36 protein-coding genes are annotated in these 25,542 nt (G+C 32.9%); 13 read left to right on the top strand and 23 right to left on the bottom strand.

Going from position 1 to position 25,542, the window contains the following annotated elements:
* From V5787_RS05840 to V5787_RS05730, 23 genes are all read right to left on the bottom strand, one after another.
* Window positions 1–1,014 carry a hypothetical protein gene (locus tag V5787_RS05840; protein WP_336892330.1) on the bottom strand — a complete coding sequence of 338 codons (1,014 nt, stop codon included), beginning with the start codon at window positions 1,012–1,014 and terminating at the stop codon, window positions 1–3.
* Between the two features lie 10 nt (window positions 1,015–1,024).
* Window positions 1,025–1,273, bottom strand: a complete 249-nt coding sequence (locus V5787_RS05835) for a hypothetical protein (protein ID WP_336892329.1) — start codon at window positions 1,271–1,273, stop codon at window positions 1,025–1,027.
* Between the two features lie 22 nt (window positions 1,274–1,295).
* Entirely contained in the window at window positions 1,296–2,678 is a 1,383-nt protein-coding gene (locus V5787_RS05830) for a phage portal protein (RefSeq protein WP_336892328.1), read from the bottom strand.
* Window position 2,679: 1 nt separating this feature from the next.
* Complete coding sequence (locus V5787_RS05825) at window positions 2,680–2,970, bottom strand: hypothetical protein (protein WP_336892327.1); 291 nt, start codon at window positions 2,968–2,970, stop codon at window positions 2,680–2,682.
* Between the two features lie 9 nt (window positions 2,971–2,979).
* Window positions 2,980–4,476, bottom strand: a complete 1,497-nt coding sequence (locus tag V5787_RS05820; RefSeq protein ID WP_336892326.1) for a terminase family protein — start codon at window positions 4,474–4,476, stop codon at window positions 2,980–2,982.
* On the bottom strand, window positions 4,463–5,056 hold the full coding sequence (locus V5787_RS05815) for a terminase small subunit (RefSeq protein ID WP_336892325.1): 594 nt from the start codon (window positions 5,054–5,056) through the stop codon (window positions 4,463–4,465). The genes V5787_RS05820 and V5787_RS05815 overlap by 14 nt, the downstream gene beginning before the upstream one ends.
* Before the next feature lie 85 nt (window positions 5,057–5,141).
* The gene (locus V5787_RS05810; RefSeq protein WP_336892324.1) at window positions 5,142–5,792 is read right to left on the bottom strand and encodes an antA/AntB antirepressor family protein; all 651 of its coding nucleotides are present in this window, start codon (window positions 5,790–5,792) and stop codon (window positions 5,142–5,144) included.
* A 34-nt stretch (window positions 5,793–5,826) separates the two neighbouring features.
* Entirely contained in the window at window positions 5,827–6,048 is a 222-nt protein-coding gene (locus V5787_RS05805) for a hypothetical protein (RefSeq protein WP_336892323.1), read from the bottom strand.
* Window positions 6,049–6,697: 649 nt separating this feature from the next.
* Window positions 6,698–6,829 carry a hypothetical protein gene (locus tag V5787_RS05800; protein WP_336892322.1) on the bottom strand — a complete coding sequence of 44 codons (132 nt, stop codon included), beginning with the start codon at window positions 6,827–6,829 and terminating at the stop codon, window positions 6,698–6,700.
* 10 nt (window positions 6,830–6,839) lie between these two features.
* Window positions 6,840–7,142: a hypothetical protein gene (locus tag V5787_RS05795; RefSeq protein ID WP_336892321.1), complete on the bottom strand. Its 303-nt coding sequence runs from the start codon at window positions 7,140–7,142 to the stop codon at window positions 6,840–6,842.
* A gap of 174 nt (window positions 7,143–7,316) precedes the next feature.
* Entirely contained in the window at window positions 7,317–8,129 is an 813-nt protein-coding gene (locus V5787_RS05790) for a hypothetical protein (RefSeq protein ID WP_336892320.1), read from the bottom strand.
* 280 nt (window positions 8,130–8,409) lie between these two features.
* On the bottom strand, window positions 8,410–8,889 hold the full coding sequence (locus tag V5787_RS05785; RefSeq protein ID WP_336892319.1) for a Lin1244/Lin1753 domain-containing protein: 480 nt from the start codon (window positions 8,887–8,889) through the stop codon (window positions 8,410–8,412).
* Between the two features lie 182 nt (window positions 8,890–9,071).
* Complete coding sequence (locus V5787_RS05780) at window positions 9,072–9,311, bottom strand: hypothetical protein (RefSeq protein ID WP_336892318.1); 240 nt, start codon at window positions 9,309–9,311, stop codon at window positions 9,072–9,074.
* A gap of 47 nt (window positions 9,312–9,358) precedes the next feature.
* Window positions 9,359–9,793 (bottom strand): DUF4494 domain-containing protein, encoded by a 435-nt coding sequence (locus tag V5787_RS05775; protein ID WP_336892317.1) that lies wholly within the window; start codon window positions 9,791–9,793, stop codon window positions 9,359–9,361.
* 19 nt (window positions 9,794–9,812) lie between these two features.
* The gene (locus tag V5787_RS05770) at window positions 9,813–10,253 is read right to left on the bottom strand and encodes a hypothetical protein (RefSeq protein ID WP_336892316.1); all 441 of its coding nucleotides are present in this window, start codon (window positions 10,251–10,253) and stop codon (window positions 9,813–9,815) included.
* A 3-nt stretch (window positions 10,254–10,256) separates the two neighbouring features.
* The gene (locus tag V5787_RS05765) at window positions 10,257–10,994 is read right to left on the bottom strand and encodes an MBL fold metallo-hydrolase (RefSeq protein ID WP_336892315.1); all 738 of its coding nucleotides are present in this window, start codon (window positions 10,992–10,994) and stop codon (window positions 10,257–10,259) included.
* A gap of 18 nt (window positions 10,995–11,012) precedes the next feature.
* A complete protein-coding gene (locus tag V5787_RS05760; RefSeq protein WP_336892314.1) occupies window positions 11,013–11,861 on the bottom strand; it encodes a RecT family recombinase in 849 nt (282 codons plus the stop codon).
* A 43-nt stretch (window positions 11,862–11,904) separates the two neighbouring features.
* Window positions 11,905–13,872, bottom strand: coding sequence for an ATP-binding protein (locus V5787_RS05755; protein ID WP_336892313.1), 1,968 nt, complete (start codon window positions 13,870–13,872; stop codon window positions 11,905–11,907).
* A 65-nt stretch (window positions 13,873–13,937) separates the two neighbouring features.
* Entirely contained in the window at window positions 13,938–14,120 is a 183-nt protein-coding gene (locus tag V5787_RS05750) for a hypothetical protein (protein WP_336892312.1), read from the bottom strand.
* 157 nt (window positions 14,121–14,277) lie between these two features.
* A complete protein-coding gene (locus tag V5787_RS05745) occupies window positions 14,278–14,454 on the bottom strand; it encodes a hypothetical protein (RefSeq protein ID WP_336892311.1) in 177 nt (58 codons plus the stop codon).
* Window positions 14,455–14,460: 6 nt separating this feature from the next.
* Entirely contained in the window at window positions 14,461–14,691 is a 231-nt protein-coding gene (locus V5787_RS05740; RefSeq protein WP_336892310.1) for a hypothetical protein, read from the bottom strand.
* On the bottom strand, window positions 14,681–15,028 hold the full coding sequence (locus V5787_RS05735) for a helix-turn-helix transcriptional regulator (protein ID WP_336892309.1): 348 nt from the start codon (window positions 15,026–15,028) through the stop codon (window positions 14,681–14,683). The genes V5787_RS05740 and V5787_RS05735 overlap by 11 nt, the downstream gene beginning before the upstream one ends.
* 170 nt (window positions 15,029–15,198) lie before the next feature.
* Window positions 15,199–15,426 carry a hypothetical protein gene (locus V5787_RS05730; RefSeq protein WP_336892308.1) on the bottom strand — a complete coding sequence of 76 codons (228 nt, stop codon included), beginning with the start codon at window positions 15,424–15,426 and terminating at the stop codon, window positions 15,199–15,201.
* 188 nt (window positions 15,427–15,614) lie between these two features.
* On the opposite strand from V5787_RS05730, the gene V5787_RS05725 reads away from it, so the two are divergent.
* From V5787_RS05725 to V5787_RS05665, 13 genes are all read left to right on the top strand, one after another.
* A complete protein-coding gene (locus V5787_RS05725; RefSeq protein ID WP_336892307.1) occupies window positions 15,615–15,959 on the top strand; it encodes a hypothetical protein in 345 nt (114 codons plus the stop codon).
* 74 nt (window positions 15,960–16,033) lie between these two features.
* Window positions 16,034–16,468 (top strand): hypothetical protein, encoded by a 435-nt coding sequence (locus tag V5787_RS05720; protein WP_336892306.1) that lies wholly within the window; start codon window positions 16,034–16,036, stop codon window positions 16,466–16,468.
* A gap of 312 nt (window positions 16,469–16,780) precedes the next feature.
* The gene (locus V5787_RS05715) at window positions 16,781–17,527 is read left to right on the top strand and encodes a hypothetical protein (protein WP_336892305.1); all 747 of its coding nucleotides are present in this window, start codon (window positions 16,781–16,783) and stop codon (window positions 17,525–17,527) included.
* A gap of 62 nt (window positions 17,528–17,589) precedes the next feature.
* On the top strand, window positions 17,590–18,729 hold the full coding sequence (locus V5787_RS05710) for an ImmA/IrrE family metallo-endopeptidase (RefSeq protein ID WP_336892304.1): 1,140 nt from the start codon (window positions 17,590–17,592) through the stop codon (window positions 18,727–18,729).
* Window positions 18,726–19,229 carry a DUF4411 family protein gene (locus V5787_RS05705; protein ID WP_336892303.1) on the top strand — a complete coding sequence of 168 codons (504 nt, stop codon included), beginning with the start codon at window positions 18,726–18,728 and terminating at the stop codon, window positions 19,227–19,229. The genes V5787_RS05710 and V5787_RS05705 overlap by 4 nt, the downstream gene beginning before the upstream one ends.
* 83 nt (window positions 19,230–19,312) lie before the next feature.
* Window positions 19,313–19,510, top strand: a complete 198-nt coding sequence (locus tag V5787_RS05700) for a hypothetical protein (protein ID WP_336892302.1) — start codon at window positions 19,313–19,315, stop codon at window positions 19,508–19,510.
* A 43-nt stretch (window positions 19,511–19,553) separates the two neighbouring features.
* On the top strand, window positions 19,554–19,697 hold the full coding sequence (locus tag V5787_RS05695) for a hypothetical protein (protein WP_336892301.1): 144 nt from the start codon (window positions 19,554–19,556) through the stop codon (window positions 19,695–19,697).
* A gap of 107 nt (window positions 19,698–19,804) precedes the next feature.
* A complete protein-coding gene (locus V5787_RS05690) occupies window positions 19,805–20,548 on the top strand; it encodes an Ig-like domain-containing protein (RefSeq protein ID WP_336892300.1) in 744 nt (247 codons plus the stop codon).
* A 747-nt stretch (window positions 20,549–21,295) separates the two neighbouring features.
* Window positions 21,296–21,805, top strand: coding sequence for a hypothetical protein (locus tag V5787_RS05685; RefSeq protein ID WP_336892299.1), 510 nt, complete (start codon window positions 21,296–21,298; stop codon window positions 21,803–21,805).
* A 453-nt stretch (window positions 21,806–22,258) separates the two neighbouring features.
* The gene (locus V5787_RS05680) at window positions 22,259–22,783 is read left to right on the top strand and encodes a hypothetical protein (RefSeq protein ID WP_336892298.1); all 525 of its coding nucleotides are present in this window, start codon (window positions 22,259–22,261) and stop codon (window positions 22,781–22,783) included.
* A gap of 224 nt (window positions 22,784–23,007) precedes the next feature.
* Complete coding sequence (locus V5787_RS05675; protein WP_336892297.1) at window positions 23,008–23,475, top strand: DUF423 domain-containing protein; 468 nt, start codon at window positions 23,008–23,010, stop codon at window positions 23,473–23,475.
* A gap of 163 nt (window positions 23,476–23,638) precedes the next feature.
* Window positions 23,639–24,850, top strand: coding sequence for a PIN-like domain-containing protein (locus V5787_RS05670; protein ID WP_336892296.1), 1,212 nt, complete (start codon window positions 23,639–23,641; stop codon window positions 24,848–24,850).
* A gap of 126 nt (window positions 24,851–24,976) precedes the next feature.
* Entirely contained in the window at window positions 24,977–25,390 is a 414-nt protein-coding gene (locus tag V5787_RS05665) for a hypothetical protein (protein ID WP_336892295.1), read from the top strand.
* Window positions 25,391–25,542: the final 152 nt, after the last annotated feature.

Raw genomic sequence — 25,542 nt, 5'->3', positions numbered from 1 at the left:
TTAAGGTTTGTTATTAAAGTACTTTGAGTTGTCAGTATAGAAATATGGCTTTGATTTCTTTATTTTATCTAAGTTTTTAGAAATGAATTTTATCGAATTTAAAGGCAGTGATTTAACCAGATATTTAGAGTCTATCTTACCTGTGTTCATGTATTTAATAAACTTATCCTTTGGAAGTGAAATTGTAGTCGTATAACAAAGACAGTTCACGTGCCATCCTGTAAACAAAAAACCCTTAGGATATTCGCCAGCCAATTCATCACATATGTCATAAATTTGATGCGTCTTTGATAATTTCACCTTAATTCCAACAACAAAAGGCATTTGCTGAACCCTTAAATGATCTGAGGTTCTATAAGCAATATTGGTTTCGTTTCGAGAAAGTCTTAAAGCATTTTTATAACTCGATCTATAAACACCTTGTCCAGGATGATAGTTTTTTGCAGGATTACTTAAAACAAGTTTACCTGTCTTTTTGTCTTTTATTCTTCGATACCGTCTGTTTGGTTCTTTTAAATACTGCTTCAAATCAGTTGCCATATTAGCAGCTGAACGCCCTTCAAGAACTCCTGAACTAACCAAACTTTCTAGCTGTTCTTTTGTTTGAGCATTTAACCTCCAAACCCGATCACTTAAGTTGAAGTTCTTTGTTTTTCTAGTTGTAAAGGCAGCAAGAGCGGCTGTGTTTTGAGTCACCAAGTCGCCCGAGGAAAAATCAGTTCCTTTTAAATAATCGTTTACAACTTCATCATTAGCATTGTTTGCTAGGCTCCAAGAGCCTTCAACATTAGAGATTATCAACTTCTTTAAACTCTCCGCGTGCAGAGCAATGATTTTGTCAATTTCTATTTCAACGCTTTTATTGCCTACCCATACACCTGCTGATTTCTTTAGCTTATATCGCTTTAGCGCAGCAGCAAGCAGCACAGAGGTATTGCTGTACAGTTTATCCATTGCGCCTTCTTGTGAAAGAAGAAGGTTTACAAGCTGGGTGTGGTATAGAGGAGTTGGCATTTAATTGATTCTATTTATTAGCCAAAAAACTTTCGCTATCAGTCTTAAACTTCTTAAAAGAGGTGTCGCCGTCGATTAACAGAACCTCGTTCTTTTTTCCTTTAGCCCTTCGAACTAGTCTGAACCAGTTTTTGTCTCCCTCAATAATCATTCTTTCGTTGCCGTTCTCTGCAATAATCTCTGCGGTTGGAAAAGAACTTTTCACCAATACCTTTGCATCTATTACAATAGTCTCATTTACTTTTTTTTCTGTTGACATTTTTATAAATTTTAAATTGCTGTTACTCGAGAACTGTATCGCTTAGTTCGGTGGCGGATTCTTTTTTGATCTTCATAATTTCCTCGCCTCCGTCCTCCACCAATCCGCTTCTTTTGGCTGCTGTTTCTCTACTGATAAAAGAAGCACCTCCAGCTGCTTCTGAAAGCATTGAAACGGTTTCGTTAAGATTATCAGGTAAAATTGACGTGAACTCTACTTTTGGTTCAAACCCTACAAATACGGATTCGTTAACGTCCACCGAAACGCCTTTAATTCCTTGCACAATTAGCGATATTATCCTTTCAATTGTTGTAGAATAATCACCCTCACTTCTTTTAGCTTTGATAATAGGCGCCATAAACATAAACTTTGCAGCCGTGCCACTGGCAACATTGCCTGCGCCCATTAAAGTTCGCAGAGACAGGTCAGGCGTGTCGGTCATGCTGTGGATCATATTGTCAGAAATATCGGCTTCTAACTTTACCGCTTCAGGCGCATGATCCCATGTTAGATATTGAGCATCTCCGCTTTCTTTTAATTTGCCATCCTCATAGGTTTGAGGGATTTTAATAGCTTTTCCTTGATCTTCTTTTGTCGGCATTGATTTGACCGTTCCATACAGTTTTACAATTGGCGCCGAGAAATAGTCATTTGTATCGCAGAACTTAGAAAAACTCATTTCATAGCGATCTATCAATTTATGAATCCCAAACCACTCAGGTTCTTCTTGTGACATATAAACCACAGGGATTTTTTTAAACAGGTTTAGAACTGGCGGTTCCGTGTCCTCCCATCCATCGGCTCCTTTATGCTTCTTGTAAGTAAGCTCGGCTGTAAATACCCATTTGTTTTCCTGCGTCTTTCCTTCTTCGTTTACGGAAGAAAAAGACCAGATAAAAGCGATCATATCTCCAAATTCGTCAAATGTTGGCGAATAAGTTCCGTTCTTCAAGTCATACATTCTGATCTTAACCACCTTCTTGTTTTTACCGTCAATTTTCTTGTCTTGAGGAAAAAAGAAGAACACGGCTTCTGTTTGAGATTTTACCGCTTCGCAAAATTTCAACAAAAGATTATCGACCTTGTTTTCTTTCCATACTTTCTTTACCGCCGCAAGAGCCTCTTCGCTCTCCGAAGAGATTTTTACGGGTGATCCAAACAAGAAAGCCTGAGCCGAAAGAACGATTTTCTTTTGAAAATTGAAAGGAATCTTTGCCACTGGAATTGAGTTTTCTCCCACTTTTTTATTTTGACGCTTACCCACTTGATCCCTTGAGCTAATTTTCCTTCCGCCTTTGTACTCTTCTGAATACTCATCAATTTTATCCTTTTTTTTAGCTTCTAAAACAGGAATTGCTTTGTCAAAATCTGATTGAATTAATGCCTTTAATTTCTCGTATTCCATGCTATTGTTTTAATTCTTTAATTCGTCTATTTACTATTTCTATATAGTTGTTAAACCCTGCTACTCCATCTATGCTAATAGCTTTTTTAAGGTTTTCATAATGATTGATAACGTCTCCATCTTTTAAATCCATTCTTGGTAATTCGTTTGCTTTGGCTCTAACAATTTTTCGAATTTTATGTTTTTTACCATGAATAGTCACCGTTGCTGCTTTGATTTTTGTCCACCTAGTAGCTGCTTTATCGTTTAAGCTCTCGTTTTTAAGCGTTTTTTTGTTTTCTTCTTCTCCCATAAGTTTAGTTTAAAAACCAAGTGCACTTGCAGACTCAGTTGTTTCTGATATTGTTATTTTTCCTGTTAATTCAAATATTTCTCTCTCCATAAACGCATCAAATAAATCTGGTGACTCTCCTTTGTTGAGTTTTTTCATTTCAGATTTTGGTAATATTCTAAGCTTTCCATCTTCATCTGTTTTAAACTTTTTTATTGCTTTTCTTTCCTGCATTAATCGTTGACGAATAGTAGTTTTATCATCATACATACGATTTGCTACTTCTTCAAGAATGAATATTCCTCCGTTGTTTACTCTATCAGCAGATTTGTAGTAACATTGTGTTTTAAGATTCGCGTAATTCTCTCCGTTTTTTGGAGTACCCCCGTTCTTAAACTCAATAGCTCCCTCAATAAATCCATCAACAAATCCACCAACTCCATCATTGTCAAATGTTATATTTGAATTGGGTACACCGTGTTTGTTTTTAAGTTCAGTAATAGCATCGATCACCTGCTTGCCATTTGATTTATTGACAATCATCACGTCAATAATGATAAAGCCGTCCCAGACCCAAAGCACCATTTTATCACTTCCTTTTAGTGCTATATCTGAAGTAATGTATTTAGACCCTCCTTTGACATGCGTATTTGTAAACACATCTCTAAACTTGTGATAGTCATAAAGGTCTTTGTCATCTAATCTTATTTTCCAGTTTCCCTCTAATAACTGAGCTTTGGTATCTTCATCCTGTGCTAATAAGTTTGCTAAGTATTCGGGATTCGCTTCAAGAAGTTTTTTGTTGGAATAAATATCACCACTTATAAAAGTGATTGATTTAACCATGTCTTTAGGGTCAATGTCTGTTTTCGCCATGATAGGCTCTAATAGATACATCGCTTTTTTAATCACCTCTTCTGGAGTCCCTCCCCAGATATATGTATCACCATCCCTCATAAAATAACGAAGTACTCCTTCTCTTTCAGGAATTGGAAATCCTGTATCTTGATCAATCCACCAAGAAATTATATCTGCAACCCAGCTGTCAGGATCAGGATTACAAGTTGCTCGAACATAAGGCTTCACTCCACAAGTGGATCTGTTTCTTGACAATAGATAAAAGAACATATTGCTTGAAAAATGTGTCAGCTCGTCAAACCCGATGAAGGGAATTTGTGACCCTTGCCAGTCATAAACATTCTTTTCATACTCTAAGTGATTAAATTTCAAACGTGCGCCGCTTGAAAAGGTCCAAGAAGAATTAGTTTCTTTTGGCGTTGCGTCTAGCAACGAATACAAGCTCATCGAGGTGTCCCATAAGCCACCCTGTGCCTTAATTTGAGGGCTTGTCCTTCTGAATATAACGCCACCGAAATCAGAAACATCTTTATGCCTTAGCGGCTCTAGAAGTAGCGAGAAAGTTTTTCCAACGCCCGCGGCTCCGCCTCCAATAACAATATCAGCTGAACTAGCCAGAGACATCATTTGATATCCTTTTTGAGGCTGTATAATATTAATCTCTTCCATTGTCGGGGAGTTTGAAAATAGTTACTGATGAGGTGGATTTTTGCTCATTGTCTTTTTCGTAGAACCCAATGTGTTTTGCAATCTTTTCAATGGTCCAATCCTTTCCATGTAATTTCAGTTCAATTCCATTCCTTGTGTCCTTGATAGACTCTACACACATCAATTGCTCTTCTGTCAACTCCTCAAACGGTTTGAACTGAAGCACGCTCTCTGTTTTGCAAACTGTCTGCTGTGTCTCTTCATCTATTCCAACAGGTACGCTTATCTGAACGAAATCCACATACTGATCTATTCTGCTTTTCCTTAAAATATTTAGATGTCCTAATAACTCCTTTGAATCAATTCGGAATTCTTTCTCTGCGATCTCTGCAGCAATTTCCTTGAGCCCCTTTACCCTTGCTGCAACCTTGCTATCTTTCAATAATCTAGAAGCAGCCTCATTGACTGTCTTATCTTTCATCTTAGCAGTATTGTAAGCCCTACGATAAGCTTTGGACGCATCATCAAGCTGAACATATTCTGTGGAGAACATTTCCTTCTTGTTTGTCCATCGACTGTTCGTGTTTCTTTTCTTTGCCATTCTGTAAAGATTATTTCTTTTTGTCTCTAGCCTGTATGAAAGTGATAATTCCCCCTTTGTTTATAAGGGTTGTGTTTTCAATGTTTTACCTCTCCATCAATGACTCCAATATTTCTTTTGGATATGTTTTTACTCTCCCAAAACGAGGGTCAGGAATTGATGATAATTCAATACTCCTTTCCCTGCATATCTTGGAAGCCTCTTTACCTAGTTTTTTAGCAAACTCTAAATTGATTTGCTTTCCTAACAATGAAGCGTATCCGACAATCGTAAAAAAGTCTGGACTGGTTTCGTTTTTATGCTTTAGTATTTTTAAATCCTTCTTTATTAATGAAACATCTTGCTCTATTGCTTCTTGCTTTTTCTTTAGGTCAATGCTTCTTTGAGCTAGTTTTATCACTAGTTCCATATCGTCTAGTCCTGCAAATTCGTTTCTGTACTTGGATTCTATTTCTATGAAATATCTTCTAGCTTCTTTTCCTCTTTCTGTCCTAGATAACATTGACAGCTCCTTAGCCATTTCTACTGATAGCGCAAAGTTTTTGGTAGGGTTACCGTTCGACATGATGTCGAGGGTTTGATAATCAGCGTTCTCTTCAAAAAAATCATCCTTAATAATGTTTTTCGTGTACCATCGTTTCCATTGAGAAGAATGATAACCAAGAAATTCATACAGTTCTTTTGCTGAGACAACTTGCTTTCCGTTCTTTTCTTTAATTTCAATTAAATTTGTCATTGTAAAGAGTGTTTAATTGTTTGTTAGTTTTTATTTATGCTTGTAGAGTTTTGATTTCTTTATTAAGCTCTCCTAACAGTATTTCTTTTTCAAATGGATGTAGCTTAGATGTTGCGTTTGCTTTAAATCGTAACGTATCAATAAAGTCTTGGCCTTTAGTTTTTGTAAGCCATTCTGTGAATTCTATTGGCGTTGCATGTGCTGAAAATTTAGTGCTGAAAGTATGATGACCTACACATAAACATATTCCGTTCATTGTGGACCATCTAGTAGATTTATTCTGTCTACCGTAAATGTGGTGTGAGTTTAAAGTGGTCTTGTTGCAGTTGGGGATCTCGCACCTCATCCCTGCTCTTAGCTTTACAAGTAAGCTCCAGGCGGTGTCTAGCTTTCCATCAATTCCTTTTAACTTCTTCATAAAAAGAAGGTATTAGAAACAAGAAATCCCTCTGACTTTTCAGAAGGTGTATTTTTTTCAGCCCAAGTAAGTCCTTTGGCTCTATTAAGTATAATTGTGTTCAACCCTCCGATAGAGATTGTGCAATAGGCTTTAATCCTTCATTTCAGAAAGGAGACTATTTCGGAAGTTCCAAGTTTGTTTCTCCTTTGGTAGGGATATTAAAAAACTCTTTGTCTCACATTCCAGAGAGAGAGGTTAATAATGAAGTTTCACATTTAATTTAAGTTGTGATGAACTGAGAACTATTGTTCTGAATAAGGAGTAAATATACAAACAATCTGAATCAATAACAACTTTCATCTAGTGTTTTCAAGAAAAACACCCCAAATGACGTTGAAAAAGCCATCATGAGAAAAGCGAGAAATATCCAAGAAAAAGCCTGTGATTTAGTTTGTGATCTTTAAGAAAAAATAAAGCCACTCATTATTTTTGAGTGGCTTTTAAATTAAACTAAGTTTTGATATTGGAAATAAAATTCAACTAATTCAAACAATCCAAGGGCATATCCTTTTTGCCATTCATGTTCGCATTTTATACAAACTGGCGCTTTGATTACTTCTAATATTTCTTCATCCATAATTCTACAGTTATTGGTTCATTATTGTTTCCTTTTCTTCTTTTGTAGGAAGTCTCTTTTCTTCACAATTTTCACACTGAAACTTAGTGAACTGTCTAGGATAAGTAACGGTCTGTTTAAATTCATGGTCTTTTCCATTCAGGCAATCGGCTTTAAATGTTTCATAAACGTAAATAATACCTGTTGTGAAAGTGAAGGTCTTTTCACAACTCCAACATTCTTGTTCATGTAGCTTATTATCCTCATATCCAAATCCATCATCATGATTAATTTCTGTTTCTGCGTTGCAGTAAGGGCAATTTGTGTCGCACATAATTTTTAGTTTTGCGTAGTATTAACTACTATTTGATTAAATTTTGTTTTTCTATTATTTCACCAAAATCTTTCCATCCTTCTGCGGTTTCGTACCTTTCTTTTGTTCCTTTTGGCACGGTTAAAGCCACGCTTTTTAAACCTACGCTATAAAACACATTTGAATTTATGTTAACTACTCTCTTCTAGAGCTTCCTTCCCATTTGATAATATTGAACATTTCTCTTAGTCGATCATCCACTTGTTTACCATAGCGGTCTCCAAGTTCAGATGGTTTATTATTACTGGTTATAAATGTTTTTTGAGGTTTTTGCTTTGATTTTATGTATCGCTGCTGAATCACATCTGCAATAACTTCTTGAGCGAAGAATTTTGGTTCTGTTCCTACGTCGTCTATGTAAATATTACCTCTTTCAATATCTGCCTTAGCAAATCCAACAGGTCGCTCATTTGCTTTTTTGGAAAGCTCGACCTTGTTGTTAACAAGATCCTTGGCTGTGTAGGATTTAAAAAACATTTGCATATAACCGTAGCTGGCAAGAAACTTACCCATGCGTCTAAATATTTCAAACAAATCTGATTTTCCTAAGCCGCAAGGTCCAAACAGCAATATTCCTTTTTCCAAAGAAGATTTGTTTCTCACGAGTTTTCCAAATTTATCTGAGCGACTGAAATAGGCCAGTAGCTCTAAAATAACTTCTTTGTTTTCGTCGTCAACGATGAAGTTTTTTTCTGGCCCATAAAAATTAACACATGTTTTTTTAAAAAGTGTCAATAGATCTTTCTTTTCCACTAACTTTTCTTGATCCTTTTTTTTGTTTTTAGAATCTTTAAGGAACTTTTTCAAGCCTTTCGACATAGGAATTGCATTACGAACAATTTTCCTGTATGGATTATCCTGCTTCAATCTCATCTCTGCCAAGCTATATTTTTGAGTGTTTGTTTTTTGATTTGAAAATTGATTAGTCATAAGCTGAGTTTGATCCATGAAATTTATTTTTATTTAGGTTTTTTAATTGGATTTTAAGCCACCTAGCGAAATGCGTCTTAAAATCATCGTCTGTTTTCATAAATTTTCCTTCTGTTTTTAATTTTTTAATAAATTTTGTCAAGTAATCTTCAAGCTCTGTATTGGAAATTTTTTGTGATCCGGTAATCGCTTTTTTTAACCTTGAATTTTTTAAATAATTAGAAAAAATGATGTCGATGTCGATCAAGACATTTTCTGATGATGTATCATCATCATCTTTACTTTCCTTTACTTTCCTTTACTTTACTTTACTTTGTGGGATTACCGCCACTTTTATATCAGTAGTAGTGTTATTTGGTACGGCAGTAGTGTGCTTTTGTACGGTAGTAGTGTTGTTTCCGTTGCTTTTAAAAGGATTGGATGGAGTCTTTTTTCTTTTTCTCCAAAGATCAGAATGACGATCAATTAGGCCTTGACACCAGATAATTTTGTGTGTTTTCCATGTGTCAGAATCTATGTTTCCCCAATCAGAAAGAGCGTCTAAAATTTCAATTCCCAACTCTTTAGAAACAAACAACTCCTCCTCCAAAACATCTTCTAAACTCCAGTCGTTGGACAAATCAATTAAATAACCATCAGACCTTCCAAGCAGCCTTAATAGCTCGTACCAAAACAATCTTCCAGGTGCCTTAAATTTCCTGTGTAATCTTTTTAAAGTCGTTTTATCCACGCAGTCAATTGTGATATAATCAAGTGTTGTTTTTGGTTGTCTCGCCATTGTCTATTAATTTATTGTTCTTTATTTTACTGCCGTTTCTAGCAATCTAATTCCAATTCTCAAGTCCTTGGTATACTGTTCCTCTAAAGTGTCAGAATCGGTCTGGTTTCCACACTGCAAACAATGCTTCTGAACGCTTTCAACATCGTTCAATTCACGTTTCAGAAGCTCAATTGCATAGTTCATGAGATGGGTGTAATCGTTTGTAGTATCAAATTATTAATCCTGATCTCTCCCTTTTCTGACAAATCATTTCTGTATTCAATCCTGACTATATTTCCTGTATCAATAATGATCAGTTTCGGAATTTCTTTTTCTCTGATCTGAAAACACATGGTACTCCCACTTTGCTCGTGAATAATTATTTCAGCTTTTTTGTTTTTTGATATTTTACGCACTACTCTTCCGATAACTGACAGCATTTATTATGGCTTTATTAAGGTTGAAATTTATTTTTGAGACTTAAACCTCATCGCCTGTCTGTTTCCTCGTAAGGGAATACGTCGAGAACAGGAGACTCTACCACACTTGGAATTTCAAAGTTGCTAATTGTATCTGATAAACTTTTTGCTAATACATCATAAGCGTCATCAACGCTATTTGCTTGAACCAATATGTAAGAATTTGCTTTTCTTTCAGATCCTTTTTCTTCGTCTAAAGTGATGCATGATAATTTACATTTAAACCATCTGTCTCCAGCTTCATTGGGGCAGATTTCAGCCAAGTTTGCGACCTTGATATTGGTGATTTTAAACTCCGTAGAAATGTATTGTTTCATTCCTTCAGTTGCTCTTGCTTCAGCTTCTGTAAAAGACATAGCGTCAAACAAATAAGGTTGATTGAATGTTTTTACCCTATCATCTTCATCAATTCTACTATATTTTACTTTTACTTCGTACCACATATTTTTTTCTTGTTTTTAGTTAAATAAATTCTTTGTTATTGTGTTTTGACAACTCCTCTTCAATATGATTTAAGAATTTCAAATCATCTGGTTCAGGTAAGCAGATATTTGCCGTTACGCTTGCCCAGTTTCTAAATCTTGTGATCGCTAATGTTGCGTCATCCACTTCTAATTCAGACCAGCTTTTCAACCCTTCCATTTTTCCAAAACATCCTGTTTCAGCTACTTTGAATAGTTCAATATTGCATTCAATTTTAAAAAACTCTCTTTTTACATATACAGCAGTATATCCACTTTCAATAGCAAACCATCCAATAATTAAGTGTAGGTATCTATTTTGACGAGGAGTTTTATTTCCTTTTTTTTCTGTCAACTCAAAACGACCCTCTCTTTCAATTAACAAATTGAATTTCTTGGTTGATTTTTCAACATCAAAAGCTTTGGTAGCGTTAAAAATCATCGTTTAAAAAGGGTTTTTATTAAAATTCAATACCATCCCCTTTTTTGCAGCATAAACTGTCTTACAAGTCAACTCTCTTATTTCTTTAACAAATAATTCTTCATCACTATTACTGTCAGATAAATGAATCAAAACAATATTGTTAACCTTTGAAAGATCATTGGCTTTTAAAAATTCCTTATTGGTTTCTAAACTCATATGTGATTTTAATATTCGATTCCTTAAAAAAGTTTGTATAGAGCCAGCCTCCATTTTTCTATCGATTATTTTCTCGCTGAAATTTGCCTCAATAATCAAGTTGTTTAGATTGTCAAACGTATAAGGAGAATAATAGGAATCGGTAAGAAACAATACGTTTCCAGTTTCCTTATGATTAATTAAAAATCCTAAAGGTTCAGCTGCATCGTGTTTGACATCAAAAGGCATGATTCTAAAATCCCCAACCAAAAAAGGTTTCTTAGATTCAATTACATTTGCTCTATGGCCATTACAACCAATTGCTTCAAACGTACCTTTTGATGCATAAACATCCACACCTCCTTTCATCACATCATTAATAGAAACACAATGATCTTTATGTTCATGGGTCAAAAGGCACCCCGATATTTTTGAAATATTAAAATCGATCGCTTTTTTAATGTCAAAAAACCGCATTCCACATTCAATTAAAAGAGCTTCTGTTTCATTCTCTAAAATATAACTGTTGCCTTGACTATTACTACCTACAATTTTTAGTTTCATACTGCGATTCTGATTTTCTTAAAATGCTCTTTTAGGAGTTTCTTTTGGCAATTCTACTTTTGGCTCCTCTTCTACCACAACTGCCTCTTCAACGTTATCAAAAGAAATAGATTCCTTGTTTGCGTTCTTTTCAATTTCTTGGTTTACATCAGATTTTTGAACATCAATTTTTTCTTCCTCCAAAGGATCATACAATACAGAGTCATCAGAGGAGCTGATCAATAATTTACAGGCTCTATTCAAAACTGTTTTAATCGCCATTTGGTCAGGGAAATTTTTATGAGCGGGAGATCCTCCTTTAGATCCGCCTTGATTCCAAGACGTTTTTATTTGTGTAATATTCATTACCTCCATATCCATTGATCCGTCAGTTAATTCATATACCGCATAGGCTCCAATAATATCAGCACTCCCAATACTTTCTAGAGTTTGTAGATGATTTATTAATTTCCTCCTTCCTGTTTTTTGATCTACTTCAAAAGCAAACTCATCACCTTTAAAAATTGCATTCCCTTTAATCCACTGAAGGCCACCATATCTTTTCGCAATAGAAATATTTCCTGCATAAGAAATTGAACAGTCTAATTTATCCCCATAAGGAATAAAGTAACATTGCTTTTTTATAGGAGAAACACCATAAATAACCATTTTCAACAAAGCCTCTGCCACTGATTCTGTAGTGCATTTTTTAAGAAGGTTATTCTTTGGATCTGCTAAAATTATATAAGCTGATTTTAAAGCGTTTTCAACCTTATAGTCCTTTGGCAAGGTCAATTCGCCTGACTGTTGAAATGAATCTATTTTTTCCAAGACCTGAACTGAAATATCTTTTTTAATGGTAGTGACTTCTGTATTTGTTGTTGTCATTTTTATTTGAATTTTATACGTTTATAATGAAATTGGTTGTTGTTTAGGCTACTCTCAATTTGTCATCTTTGGAAACAATTAAATTCACCAATTGACTTTGAGTCTTAATCAAATCATTTATACTTTCCCTATTGTCTATAAATATTGGTGCTGACACTTTATGAAATTCTGTCAATGTATTTATGATATCCAATCCGGCATTGATTTTGGCAGCGTTGTTTAAATCAGAAAAAGAAACTCCATTAACCAAGGCCTCACAACATTCAATTTCACCTCCATTGATTTGAGTTTCAAAAAGTTTAAACTTCACATAGCTAAACTTTTGATTGATCTTATTCTCTAAAGCCTCAATCTTGGTTTTGATAAATAATTCAACCGTAAATTCTGTCAATTCTAGATCTGAAATTTGCTGAGACAATTGACCCTCTTCGCTTTTTAACAAGACAATTCTTTGATTGATTTTTTTTATCACGCCTTCGTCAAAGAGTGTTTCGGAAGCTTCTTTAATTTCGGCACTAAGCTTGGTTTTTTCTTCAAGCAGCTCAGTATCATCAACCGCTATTGGAATAATATTTTTACTCTGTAAAACCTCAAGTTTATTTATAAGATCCAGGTATTCGATGTTGTTAGAGAGAGCAAGCGCTAAAGAAGACCCTTCTTCTGATAGTGCTATGCGCTCAGCCTCTTCTTTGCTTTTTTCTTCTAAGACAAGAGCTTCTTTTTTCAGAGCTATTAAAGCAGTTTCCTTTTCTTCTAGATTAAGCCTCGCTTTCTCAAAATTCCTTACAACATCCTGTCCCTCTGTGTTAATTTGCTCAAGCTCTCTTGTTTTATTTGCATTAAAATTGCTTGTCATCTGCTCTCTTAGAGTATTTACGCTTTCTAAGTCCTCGCCCTCAAACTCTCTTTTACAAGAAGGACACGAGTTTCTTGTTTTGTCAAAAACAAAAGATTTAGCGTTTTCCATTTCCCATTTTTCACCGAGTTTGTTTTTTTCAGAGACAAGCGCCTCAATTCTTCCTTTTAGCGAGTCAATAAAAAGTGTTAACCTTTCGCTAGTTTCGGTTTTTAGAATAAAATCAAACTCTATTTTTTTTAATGCAGACCCTCTTTTCCTTTCGATCTCGAGAATGTTTTCTTTTTCCAAAAACTCAAGAGTGTCCATTTTCGTTTTTGCCGCATGAATATCTTTTGACAGGTTTGATTTTTCTTCTTGGTGCCTTTCTAGAACCTTGTGTTTGTCTAATAATAAAGCGTCAATCTCTTTGAGCTCAATTTCCCACTTTTCAACACAAGACCTAACATTATCAAAAGCCGCTGGCTGAGGAAGCCCTCTGGTGGCTTCGTCCACTCGCGTAGGTATAGCTCTTAGGTCAACATTCAGTTTCTTCTTTTTTGATGCCAATTCTTTTTTGTACTCTTCAATAGTTTTGTCCTGTAATCCTGTAATTAATTTGACAAACTCTTGGTTCCCTTCGGCAACTTCATTATCCGTTAGAGAACCAGCTATTCGAATCAAAACCTCTCTTCTATCTTGCCATTTTAAACTATTAAAATAAAGAGGGTTTGTGATCAACTTAAACACGCCTTCATCAAGAATCTCATTGATTTTTGCTTGATACTCCTTTGCTTGTTTAGGAACATCATCCCAATAAAACAAAGATTCGTTTCCTACAAATTCAGGCAATAAAGCGCCTCTTTTTTTAACCCATTTTTCTTTTAAGACCCTTCTAATCTCAATCACTTTTCCACGGACCTCAAAAACTCCCGAAACCTCATGTTCTAATTTCGGAATCACATTATTGTTTAGGTCTAACGTTTTAACTTGAAATTTAGCAGATCCTAAACTGTCTTTTCCAAACAACAAATACATAACCGCATCAAATATGGTTGTTTTTCCCGTTCCATTGTCTCCATAAATGTTCGTTTCATCTTTGAAGTCATCAATGACTAATTCACGAATTCCCTTGAAGTTTCTAAGGCTTAGCTTTTTTAATTTAAATGTTTCCATTACTTTTGATTTTTAATATTTATTAAACTTCGGTTTAGATTGCCACTTTCCTAGAGTGGCTTTTTTTATTTTGGAACGGCAAACCCAACGTGAGTTCGCTTTCCGTTTTTTGCAACTTTATACAAAGGGTAGGGGTAGCTCCTTGTTGAATTTGCATATACATTTGCGTCAAGTTCAGTATCAAAAACCGACGTTCTACCGTCGCTTATACGCTCTGTTACAATTATTCCTTCCTGTGTTGTGTACATGTTTCTAATTTTTATTGATTATGTTTTTTCATAAAACCCACCTCCTGTCAAGAGGTGGGAAATTGCTATGAAAAAGATGTGTAGTATTATGCAGCCCTACACGGCCAATGAACGTGACCATTTTAAAGTCTGGCGACTTATGCCGAAAGAATTATTGTTAATTCTGAATATCAGAAATTACATTATCAACCTCTTCTATTATAAAAATGGCATTGACTCCTAGTTTCCTTTTTGGAATAATTCCATTTTGAACATTCTTTTCAACCGTTGAAAGTTTCATTCCTAAATAATTGGCTAGATTATTATAACCCGTTATGTATTTTTGACTTGCCATACCAACTTATTTTTGATTTACAATGTAATTTTGCATAAAAGCAATTAAATTATCTTGAATTTTATATCGCTCTGGAATGTCAAACCTGGTAAACCATCCAACTCTTACAGATGATGATTTTAAAGCAAACTCTTCAGCAACTTTTTTATAAAAATCGTTTTTGTTGTCCTTGATGATTTTATCAAATAAGAACCTGATGTTGTCTATTCTTTCCAAATTTTCTGCTTTATCCGTCATACCTTATACCTGTTCTACCTATTCGTGTTTTTATAATTTTTGCCGTTCTGGCTCTTCCTTTTTTCGATAATCTCATTTCTTCTTTGTCATCACTAAAAACAACGCCTAGTTGAATTAGCATAAAAATCATCGCTATATAATGTCTTGGATCTCCAAATTCCAAAACAAACTCCCTTGTTATCTCAGCTAAATTTTTTAAGCCGTTTTTAGCCCTTATGTTTTTAACATGACTCGCTACGGTGTGGTAACTTCTGTGTAACTCTCTGGCTACTTCCTTCACGTCATAACCAGAGCCTATATATGCTGATACTTTAAATTCTGTTTTGCTTAATTCCATGTCTAAAAATTAACAGTTGACCTATATGTGTTAGCTACTGCAGCTCTGTACTGCTGTATTGGCTGAGCCATTATTTTAGTAATGGCTATTTCTCCTTTTGGGTTGCACACAAAAATTGTTTGAACTGGATAAACTTGAAATCTTTTGAAATTTGACATAGCGTTATTTTTTTAAAATGATATTTGAAAACCTTTAATTTCAATTGCGTTGATAATTTCATCAGCACAATCCAAATGATATTTAAGAGCCAAGGCTCCAATAAATTTTTCTTTTTCAGAAGAACTTGCACGGTTAAACGATCTTAATACAATTCGATTAAAAACCTTTTTAGAACTCTTGTTACCCAATAATTCTGTTTTTGAAAGTTGCTCGATTATATTTCTGTCCTGTTTCACCATTTTTTTTCTTTTCTGTTACACCCTAATATTCGGTATTTGAACTGTTTTCTTTTGTCCTACCCTTTTAATTCAATATCTTTGTGTAGTAGCACATTACAAATATATAACAGTTATATGTTTTAAAGAAGAGTTATAGTATAAAAGTTATACGTACGGCTATTGTTTATATCGATTATAAATAACAGGTTTTGAAAAACGCATCAGAAATACTTAGGATTTTCAAAGAAAAAGGCATCACAGGATATAAGATCGAAAAGGATCTTAAGGTGATTAGTCAAGTTGGAGCTGATAAGTTTATCAATGGTGAGACTAAGAAACCATTCAAAAAAACGATAGAACTATATAACAGTTATATAGACAACAATTTTCAACCATTAGAAAAAGACCCCTCACCTAACTATCAACCAGAAAACAAAACGGATCCTGATACAGATAAATCTCAAATTAAATCTCTGATAGAAGCTAATAAAAATCTAGCAGAAGCCAACCGAAGCCTTTCCAGTACAATCGAGATTCTTTCTAAAAAACTATAAACAAAACAAAAAATCAATGAACGTGTTATTATATATCTATAATTCGAAAACATTACCAATCACACTCAAAAGGAATGAATCTTACAAAGGAATTAGCTAAAAAAGGAGACAAACTCTTAATTGAATTACTTACCAAAGACCTGTTAGAAAAAAAAGTTATATATACGTTTATGGGTAATAAAGACAGTGCAACTGTCCTTTGTAAATACGTAGAAAATTTAGGACTGATAAATTTAGTAGGTCCAACAGAAAGAGATGAATTTTCTTTTATAACTGAAAATACTGGCCTCGCTACTTTTATAAATAATGGAGGTTTAACAAAATTATATCTTGACATAAATAAAAAACGAGAAAAAGAAGATCTTGAATTTGAAAAATCTAAAGTTGATTTAGAACTTGCTAAAAAAATGCTGGAGGAATTTCCTAAAACTAAATTGTTTGCTCGAATTGGTCTCATAATTGGAATTGTCTTATTGTTGAAAGAATTATATATGATATTAGACAAATGAGTGTCGCAATGGTTAAGAACCTTACTTCCTGTTCGTCTGACTTAAAAAATTTCATAAAATTTGAATTAAAAATTAATGATTTTTATTTGCTGTAATGATATATCGATTTTTACTCACCCTAATATTCGGTATTTGAGCTGTTTTCTTTTGTACTACTGTTTCTTTTCAATATCTTTGTGTAGTAGCATATTACAAATATACAAACAGTTAGTGTTTATGCAAGCTATTTACTAACTATAGTGCATTCTAAATACCTATAACACTAACTGTTTGCATAGATTTGATTTATACTAACTATAATTATGAGTTAAAATGGAGTCTTGGGAAAGAATAGAAAACCTTATTAATCATTTCAAACTGAATAAAAACAGCTTCAGCAAGGAAATTGGAATAAATAATAATGTTACTATTGGTCGTATCCTAAACGAAAAAAGAAAGGCTTCAAAATCAACTATTGAAAAAATTCATTTAAGATTCCCACAAGTTAATAAAGACTGGCTATTAACTGGAGAGGGACCAATGATAAAAGACATGCCTCAAATAGAACACGTTCCCGAAGGAAAAGTTATCGATACAGATAAGCTTCCTGAGAAAAGCGTGCTTGTAATTCCCATAAAGGGTAGGGGAGGGTTGGAGAACGCGTATTACGATGATCTGTTGCTGAACGAATTAAAAGTAGAAAAGCTTTCTGTTAAAAAAGCCTCGAGCAATGGCTCTAAATGGTTTAAAATAGAAGTAGAAGGAATCAGCATGGATGATAGTACCAACGACTTTGATGGCTCTAAATATAGCTTATGTGAAGGAGATTGGGCATATTGCAGATCAATTCCAAAAATACACTGGAAAAACAAACTTCATTTTACGAGCGTAAAAGTTTTTTGTTTCTTCCACAACACAAGAGGAATTATATTCAAAAAAGTTAAAACACATAACCCTGACACAGGAATTTTACAATTAATCTCATTAAACAAGGATAAAAAATTATTTCCAGACTTCGAAATCAACGTTGCAGAATGTTCTTATATATGTAACGTACTAAAGGTTCTGTCAGAGTTTTAAATTAACAACACAAAAATAGTTATTAACGACGCTTCAATAAAAAAAACCAAGTATCTTGCTATATGGCGACAAGAATAGAAAACATAAAATCTGAAATCCTAAATTGGGCCATTACCAGAGCTGGTAATGATCTTGAAGAGTTTTATGAAAAAAATACAAATGTTGCCGAATGGGTTGAAGGGACTAAAAAACCAACAATCAAACAGCTAGAAAACTTTACTCATAAAGTACACGTTCCTTTTGGTTATATGTTTATGCAAGAGCCCCCAAAGGAGGAATTACCAATTCCTTTTTTTAGAACAGGTGATTCTCCACGTGAAAAAGTATCTCTTAATGTCTATCATACTATTCAAATAATTAAGGAAAGACAATTATGGCTTACTAAATATTTACAAGAAACAGGCTATGATGACCTCAACTTTGTTGGGGAATTTGACATTAATAATGACTGTAATGAGATCGTTAATGATATCAGAAACACACTCCAATTAACACAAGATTGGGCTAAAGAATTTTCTACCTGGGAACAAGCATTGGATTATCTAACTTTACAGATAGAAGAGGCTGGAATTATCGTGAATTTCAATGGAATTGTAGGAAACAATACGAGAAGAGTAATTGATGTTAATGAATGTCGTGGATTTGTTTTAGTAAATAATAAAGCTCCATTTTTATTCATAAATTCTTCTGATGCAAAAGCAGCGCAAATGTTTACCATTATTCATGAATTGGCTCATATCTGGCTCGGAAAAAGTGCTGGTTTTGACAATCAACAAATGCTACCTGCTGATGACCCAATTGAAATTTTATGCGATCAAGTTGCAGCAGAGTTTTTAGTACCTGCAGCATATCTATATGATAAATGGAAAAGCTCTCAAAACTTCAAGTCTTTGAGTAGAATCTTTAAAGTTAGTCCTATTGTTGTTGCTCGTAGAGCTTTAGATTTAAGTCTAATAAGTAAAAATGATTTTTTCGAATTTTATAATGATTATATCTCTGAGTTTTACAAGAAAAAAGAAAACCAAGGATCTGGAGGTGATTTCTACGCGACAGCTAAAAAGAGGATTAGTTTACGTTTTGCAGGTTATGTAAATAATGCTGTTAACGAAAAGAATCTATTATACAGAGATGCATACAAATTGACAAGTCTTAAAGGTAACACCTATGATAAATTTATTAACGATTATTTATATCAAGTATGAGTAAATTTATAATAGATTCCAATTTTTTAATACAGGCTCATCGATCTATATATCCTTTGGATGTAGTATTAAGCTTTTGGACAAAAGTTAATGAACTTTCTGCAAATGATGTTATTGTAAGTATCGACAAAGTAAAAACTGAGATTTATGATAACTCTTCACACGAGGATGAATTAAAAGTTTGGTGTCAAGATAATTTACCAACTGACTTTTTTATTAATACAGATTCTGTAATTGCAAATTACATTTCAATTGTTACTTGGGTAAATTCTATGTCTCACCATTACAGTCAAAGAGCTATTGCAGAATTCTTATCAACGGACTTAGCCGACCCTTGGCTTGTTGCTTTTGCAATGAGTAATGGTTGGACAATTGTGACATACGAAACAAGTGAACCAAACAGAAAAAGTCGTGTAAAGATACCCGATGTGTGTAGCCATTTTGAAGTAAGATGTATTGATACAATACAAATGATGCGAGAGCTAAAGGAATCTTTTTAATCGAATCAATACATTAAGAACAAGATTCAATAATATTTGGATCAGTAAAAAAAACGAACATCTGAAGAAAACAATAAACAGCTATGAAATTAGAAAAGATATTAGATAAACTTGGTTCATTAGAAAAAAACTCGTTTATAAAGATTATTGACAATATAATTTCAAAAAAACCAATAAACAGTAAAGAAATTGATAAGATTTTAAGTTCGACAAATAAAGGGCTGAAATCGGTTGACAGTCAAAATATTGCTAAAGTTTTTGCGTTAACTTCAAGCACCTGAATTTAGTGATGATTTTGTAACGGACTGTGAAATGGACACCGAAATGAATTTGTCTTTAGTTACTGCATCTACTCTATTGAATATTTCTGAGGCTTTTAAAAAATCAAGATACACAGAGTTTCCACACGTTTTATTTAGAGACATTGTAATTAACGAAGGGAGAATATTAAAAGCATTGAGTAAGTAAAGCAAAAAACAAAGCAAAGCGCTACAATATAGAGAAACCTTGCAGCTAGAGCAGTCGCATGAAGTATTAAACTAAAATAAATATTTAAAACAAAAATTATGATTATTATGAAAAAATTACTATTACTTATTACAGTTGTATTATTTATTTCTTGCTCAAGTGACGAGGAAAGCGATAACGGTATAACTCTTGAGCCTAACCAAAAAACTCTTTATTTCGAAGACACCTATCAAATAGAGGCGTCCTCAATTTCAGCAATAACTTACTCTGTTGAAAATGAATTTCACGCAAGTGTATCAAGCACTGGTCTTGTTGAAGTAGGGCGTGTGGGTGAAACAACAATTATTTTAGATAACGGAGAAGAAACAAAAGAAGAAATTATTACAGTTACACCAAAAAGCACATTATATCCTACTCCAAATTTGGAATTTGGAATCTCAAGAAGTCAGCTAGAAGATAGCCTAGGAACTCCAGATGCCGAAACTGACGAGTCAATTCTTTATACTACATCATTAGGCTATAATATGTTGTATCTTTTTGACGACGATAACAACCTTGATTTCTCATCTGTTATAATCGAAGAGCAACACACATCGGAATTAGTAACTTATTTAGGAGAAAGGTATTTATTAGTAAGTGATACCGATGAGTTTTATATGTTAATAAATGGATTAAGTATGGCAACATCGACACTTGCCATAGGTGCTAGTGAAATGAACGATGATTATTTGCTTGTGTTGTACTCTCCAATAGACGACAGTACTCTAAATAAGTCATCAAACACGTATAAAATAGACTCATCACTCATAAACAAAATATCAAAAATTTTAAAAAACAAACTTAACAACTAGAACAACGTAAAATTCAATTAAACTTACCGAAAACAATAAAAACACATCGTTATCATGCAGCTGACACTGTTATTCGATGTGTTTTATATACATATAACTAGTTAGGTGTAATGTTAGCAAGTTTTATATATTTGTTAAATTTATCATTTTAATCCACTTTTTATTTTTCCCCTTTCTTACTCAAGCCCTTTTAAATACAATACTTTATGAAAAATCCTGAGAATTTGAAAACTTATCTTGAGGTGCTTGATGGTCACAGCAGGCTCGTGAACGACAGAGACAAGTCATACTATTCATATATAAAGTCCTTAAGTCAAATATTGGTTGGACTGCTCGCTCTTTTAATTGGTTTAAAACCTTCATCTGATCTTGACCAAACTCCCAAGGTGCTATTCCTGATATCGATAGCTTTAGTCGGACTGAGTATCCTCTCTTCTCAAGCACTTTTATTCTACGAAATATTTTATTTAGAGTCTGAAGTGAAGGCTTATCTGAAAAAACTAGAAGAGATATATAAGAGCGAGGAAAAAGTAGCCTTTCCATGGACAAAAATAAAACCCTTAAAATTCTTTTCCTTTTTTGAGAAATTGACATTTTATTGTTTTTTGTTATCCATAATATCATTGATAGCTTATTGTTACTTTTTCTATTTTTCGTGCGGACTGTAGACATCTTGTTATATCTTAATTTTTAATCACTTTAAAAAGGTGGATTAAATAAACCTATATTTATTAAAAATTTGTTTTTATGAAACTAATCGGAAAATATCATTTCAACACAACCCAATTTAAAGATTGTACTGTTTTAATAGAACATGGTGATATTCATATTGTCTCAATTTCAGATATTCCGCTAGACATTAAGGGTGAATTTAGATATCCTAAAAACAATTCTGAATTTAAGTTTGGAAAATTTCCATCAATAAAAGCTATGACTCCAAATGGATATAAATATTATATAAGTTATTTTGACCAGAACTGCATAGAGCATAAAATATCTCTAAATCTGAACGTCTTTCAGAAAGTCAACATTAAATATCAACTTAAAAAATATCTACTTCAAGACAAAAGATTAAAGATTGGTGCGGTTAAATATTTAATTGGCTTTGTAGTGGGCACATTGGGAACACTGTTTATTCAGCCTCTAATTAAACAAACGACTACAGACCCAGAAAGTCCACCTAAAACTGAAAGTAAAAAATCTATAGAAAAAAGATATGATACAAATCTTGTTGTTAAAGATACTATTTTTAAATAATTCATAATGTTTTAAATTGTTTGTGAGTTTTGCTTCCTACGTCAGCAATTTGCCAACGCTTAAAAATAAAAAGCTAAAACTCTGATTTATAATTTTAATTTGTTTTTCTAAAGCTAACACTAAACCTAACAACGCATATAAAAAATTGCTTGACTTTGGCTAACTTTATGTGACACTCTTATTTATTTTGTTTATATTTAATTCGAAGTTTTGTGCCCTTTAAAACGCAAAATTTCATATACAAATCCGTTGGCAGTAATAAAAAAAACAAGAAAAATGAACTATCAAAACATACAAGACTTATTAATTCCTCTTCTTCTGATTGGATTTGGACTATATATTAAAACAACAAATAATGAAAATTTCAAACCAATGAAAAAGTGGTGGAAAACATCAGTTATTTTCGGAGCTATATTATTTATTGCTAGAATTATATTTATCCTACTTTAGGAAATGAAGTCATCAATTAATACTTCTCGAAAAAATAAAATCATAATATTAGTAATATGTGGATTACTAATATTAACTGGATATTACTTGTCTACTTACAAGTACTTTCTAATTAACGACAATGTTGGACCTTATTCAAATGCTTTAATTGTAATGTCACTTATTACGATTACTTTTCTTTTTCTAGATGTGAATAACTATAGCACGAAAAGAAAACTTCTATACATTTTGAGTATTTCAATAATTGCAATTGGAATAATTATAGTTACGACATATACCAGAAATCAATATCGTTCTAAAGAATTAGAAAAAAACGGAATATTTATATTCGGAACAGTTATAGGGTTTGAGGGAGTAAAGCACAAGGAAGGAAAAACTGATTATGCAATAATTAAATATGAATTTCAAGATAAAGAAATTATAAATAAAGTATTAACCTATGATTATAAACATAAAGTAAATCAGATTTTAAGACTAAACATTTCAACTTTAGAACCAAGAATATTTGAAGTCATCGATAACGACTAGAAAACTACTGCCAACACCGCATAAAATTAATGTGGGTATTTTATAGATTTCTCAAAGTTTTGTACTTGTTTATAATGTCACTTATACTTATTTGAGTATTTTTAGGTCAACAAGATAAAAACATAAAATAAGTATAAGCTTGTGGCTCGGCTGACAATTCACGAATTGTCTACCTCCCACACTAATCTTATACAAATCCGTTACCAAACATTGAACACGATATTATGAAAAAATGGAATTTTAAAGTAAAAAGTAGTCCTAAAGAGATTAGTAAAAATATTGAGTTCGCACTTGAATCTGTTAACGGATTAGTGTTTAATATGAATCACGATAAGAATAATTCAATAACATTTAAAATCCGTAAACGGATTCTATATGCATGGTACTTGTTCTATTTAAACAGCATTGTTGTAAATGGAAAATTATCAAAAACAGATATTGAAAATGAGACCGATGTAGAAATTTCTTTTAATCAACACTTTTTGTGGAAATTAGTAATATTTACAGATATGTCGGTGGGATTGGGTTTTTTGATTGCTGTAATCTCAGGAAAAAGTAGCGGTGCTTCAATGTATTTAATTGGAACAACAATTTTAGCAGTTGGAGTTATATTATGGATTAGAGTTCAGAAAAAATATGAAAGAAATATTCAAGAATATAAGACAATGATTTCTGAAATATTAGCGATTTAAAAAGGAAAAACGTTTGGTAACACCGCATATAAAAAATTGCTTAATTCAGTTAATTAGAATGGTTCTAAAACAAAAAAATAATATATTTGAACGCAGGAAAATTGCGTTATAAAACCCGCAACTTTCCATATTCAAACCCGTTGTGCATAATTAAAGGAAACATATGAAATCAAAATTCCCAGGCTATTTTAAGCTGACAGATAAGGAGATAAATGAGCTTTGGAAAAATGCTTTATTTACTTTAGATGCGAATATTTTACTAAATTTATATCGCTACTCTGATGAAACCAGGGAAGAGTTTTTAAAGATTTTAAATAAGCTTAAAAAACGAATATGGATACCTCACCAATCTGCTCAAGAGTTTTTTAATAACCGACTTGGTGTTATTAGCCAACAAGAAAAGTCTTATGAAGAGACTATTTCTTCTTTAAAATTAATTGAAAAGGAGTTTCATAATTCAAGACAGCATCCGTTCCTGTCTGATAAACTTCTCAAAAAATTCACGTCACTAAATGAAGAAATCTGTAAGCAATTAGAGGAGAATAAAGGTTTTCATAATAATAGAATTACAGAAGACGATATATTAGCAAAAATTGAATCTTTATTTGACAAAAAAGTAGGTAATGAATTTACAGAAGAAGAACTTCAAGAAATTTGTACGGAAGGAGAATTAAGGTTCAATAACAAAGTTCCGCCCGGTTATAAAGATTCTAGTAAGAATGATGGTACTACTCTTAATTCAAGAAAGTTTGGTGATTTTATTGTTTGGAAACAAATAATTCAAAAATCTAAGGACCTTAAACAAGGAGTGATTCTGTTAACTGATGATAGAAAAGAAGATTGGTGGGTAAGATTTAAGGGGAAAACAATTAGCCCACGTCCAGAACTTATTAAGGAATTTCAATTAGAAGCTGAACAATCATTTCACATGTATCAATCTGATCGTTTTTTAGAATTTGCTCGTGATTTTCTAAATGAAAAAGTAGACGAAAAAGCAATTGAAGAAATACGTGAATTAAGACGATTGGATGAACGAAGACGAATAATGCACTTGCGTAAGGAAGAGGAATTTATGAAATATCGTCAAGTAAGGGAATCTTTAATGAAGGAAAGAATTAGTCTAGACGAAGAGTTAAACTACCTACATGAAAGAAAGAGTCATTTAAAAAACTCGATTGACGAACAATATTTAATATTAGACAATTCTGACCCAGCGGAATTTGACGAAAGACAGCTCTCTCGTTTGAAACACGAGTTAAAAATGTTCGAATCTAAATCAGATGAAATTCGAATGCGTCTAATGTCCCTTAAGGAACGAGAACACAAAGAAAGAATTATTAGGAATAAAACTATGCACAACAATCTGTATAGTTAATGGCTACAAAGTGCTAAATTTCAAGTTCATTTCTTTTAATTAAATTCTGTGACAAACTGAAAATTTTGTAATATTAACACGCCACTAACCATACAGTAACCGTTGTAGGTAATTTGACCAACGAGAATGGAAAACAAGAATGAATTGAAAAAACAAGAAAGGACAATCCGAAAAAGTATTGCATTGGTATTTATTCCAATTTTTATTGTAATTATTTCTATCTCATTAATTCAGAACAATTCGGAAAGCTTTCTTGAAAAAGAATATAAAAAAATCAGAAATAACTCGTACTCTGGAAAAATAACAAGCTTATTACCTGAAAAAGATAACGGACGAACAAGACCGATTCTAATTGACAATAAATGGGAAAAACAAGTTCCTTTTTTTATACACGAAAAACTGAATGTTGGCGATTCTTTGTTTAAGAAAACTGACTCTGATTTTGAATTTTATATTGTAAAATCACAAACAGACACTATAAAAAGAGATGTGAATAAGTTTTATCGGAAAAAATATTTTGACAATCTGAATGAAAAATAAAAAACTACCTACAACACTGTATAAGATTAATGCGGGTTTTTGGGCTTTTTCGAAGGTTTTTTTGTGTTTGCATTGTCCGCTTAAACTTATTTGAGTATTTTTAGTCCGATTAAGATAAAAACATAAAATAAGTATAAGCTACGTGCAACAGT

This window comes from Flavicella sp., assembly GCF_037132785.1.
GTDB lineage: Bacteria > Bacteroidota > Bacteroidia > Flavobacteriales > Flavobacteriaceae > Flavicella.
This window is presented reverse-complemented; position numbering and strand designations above follow the sequence as displayed.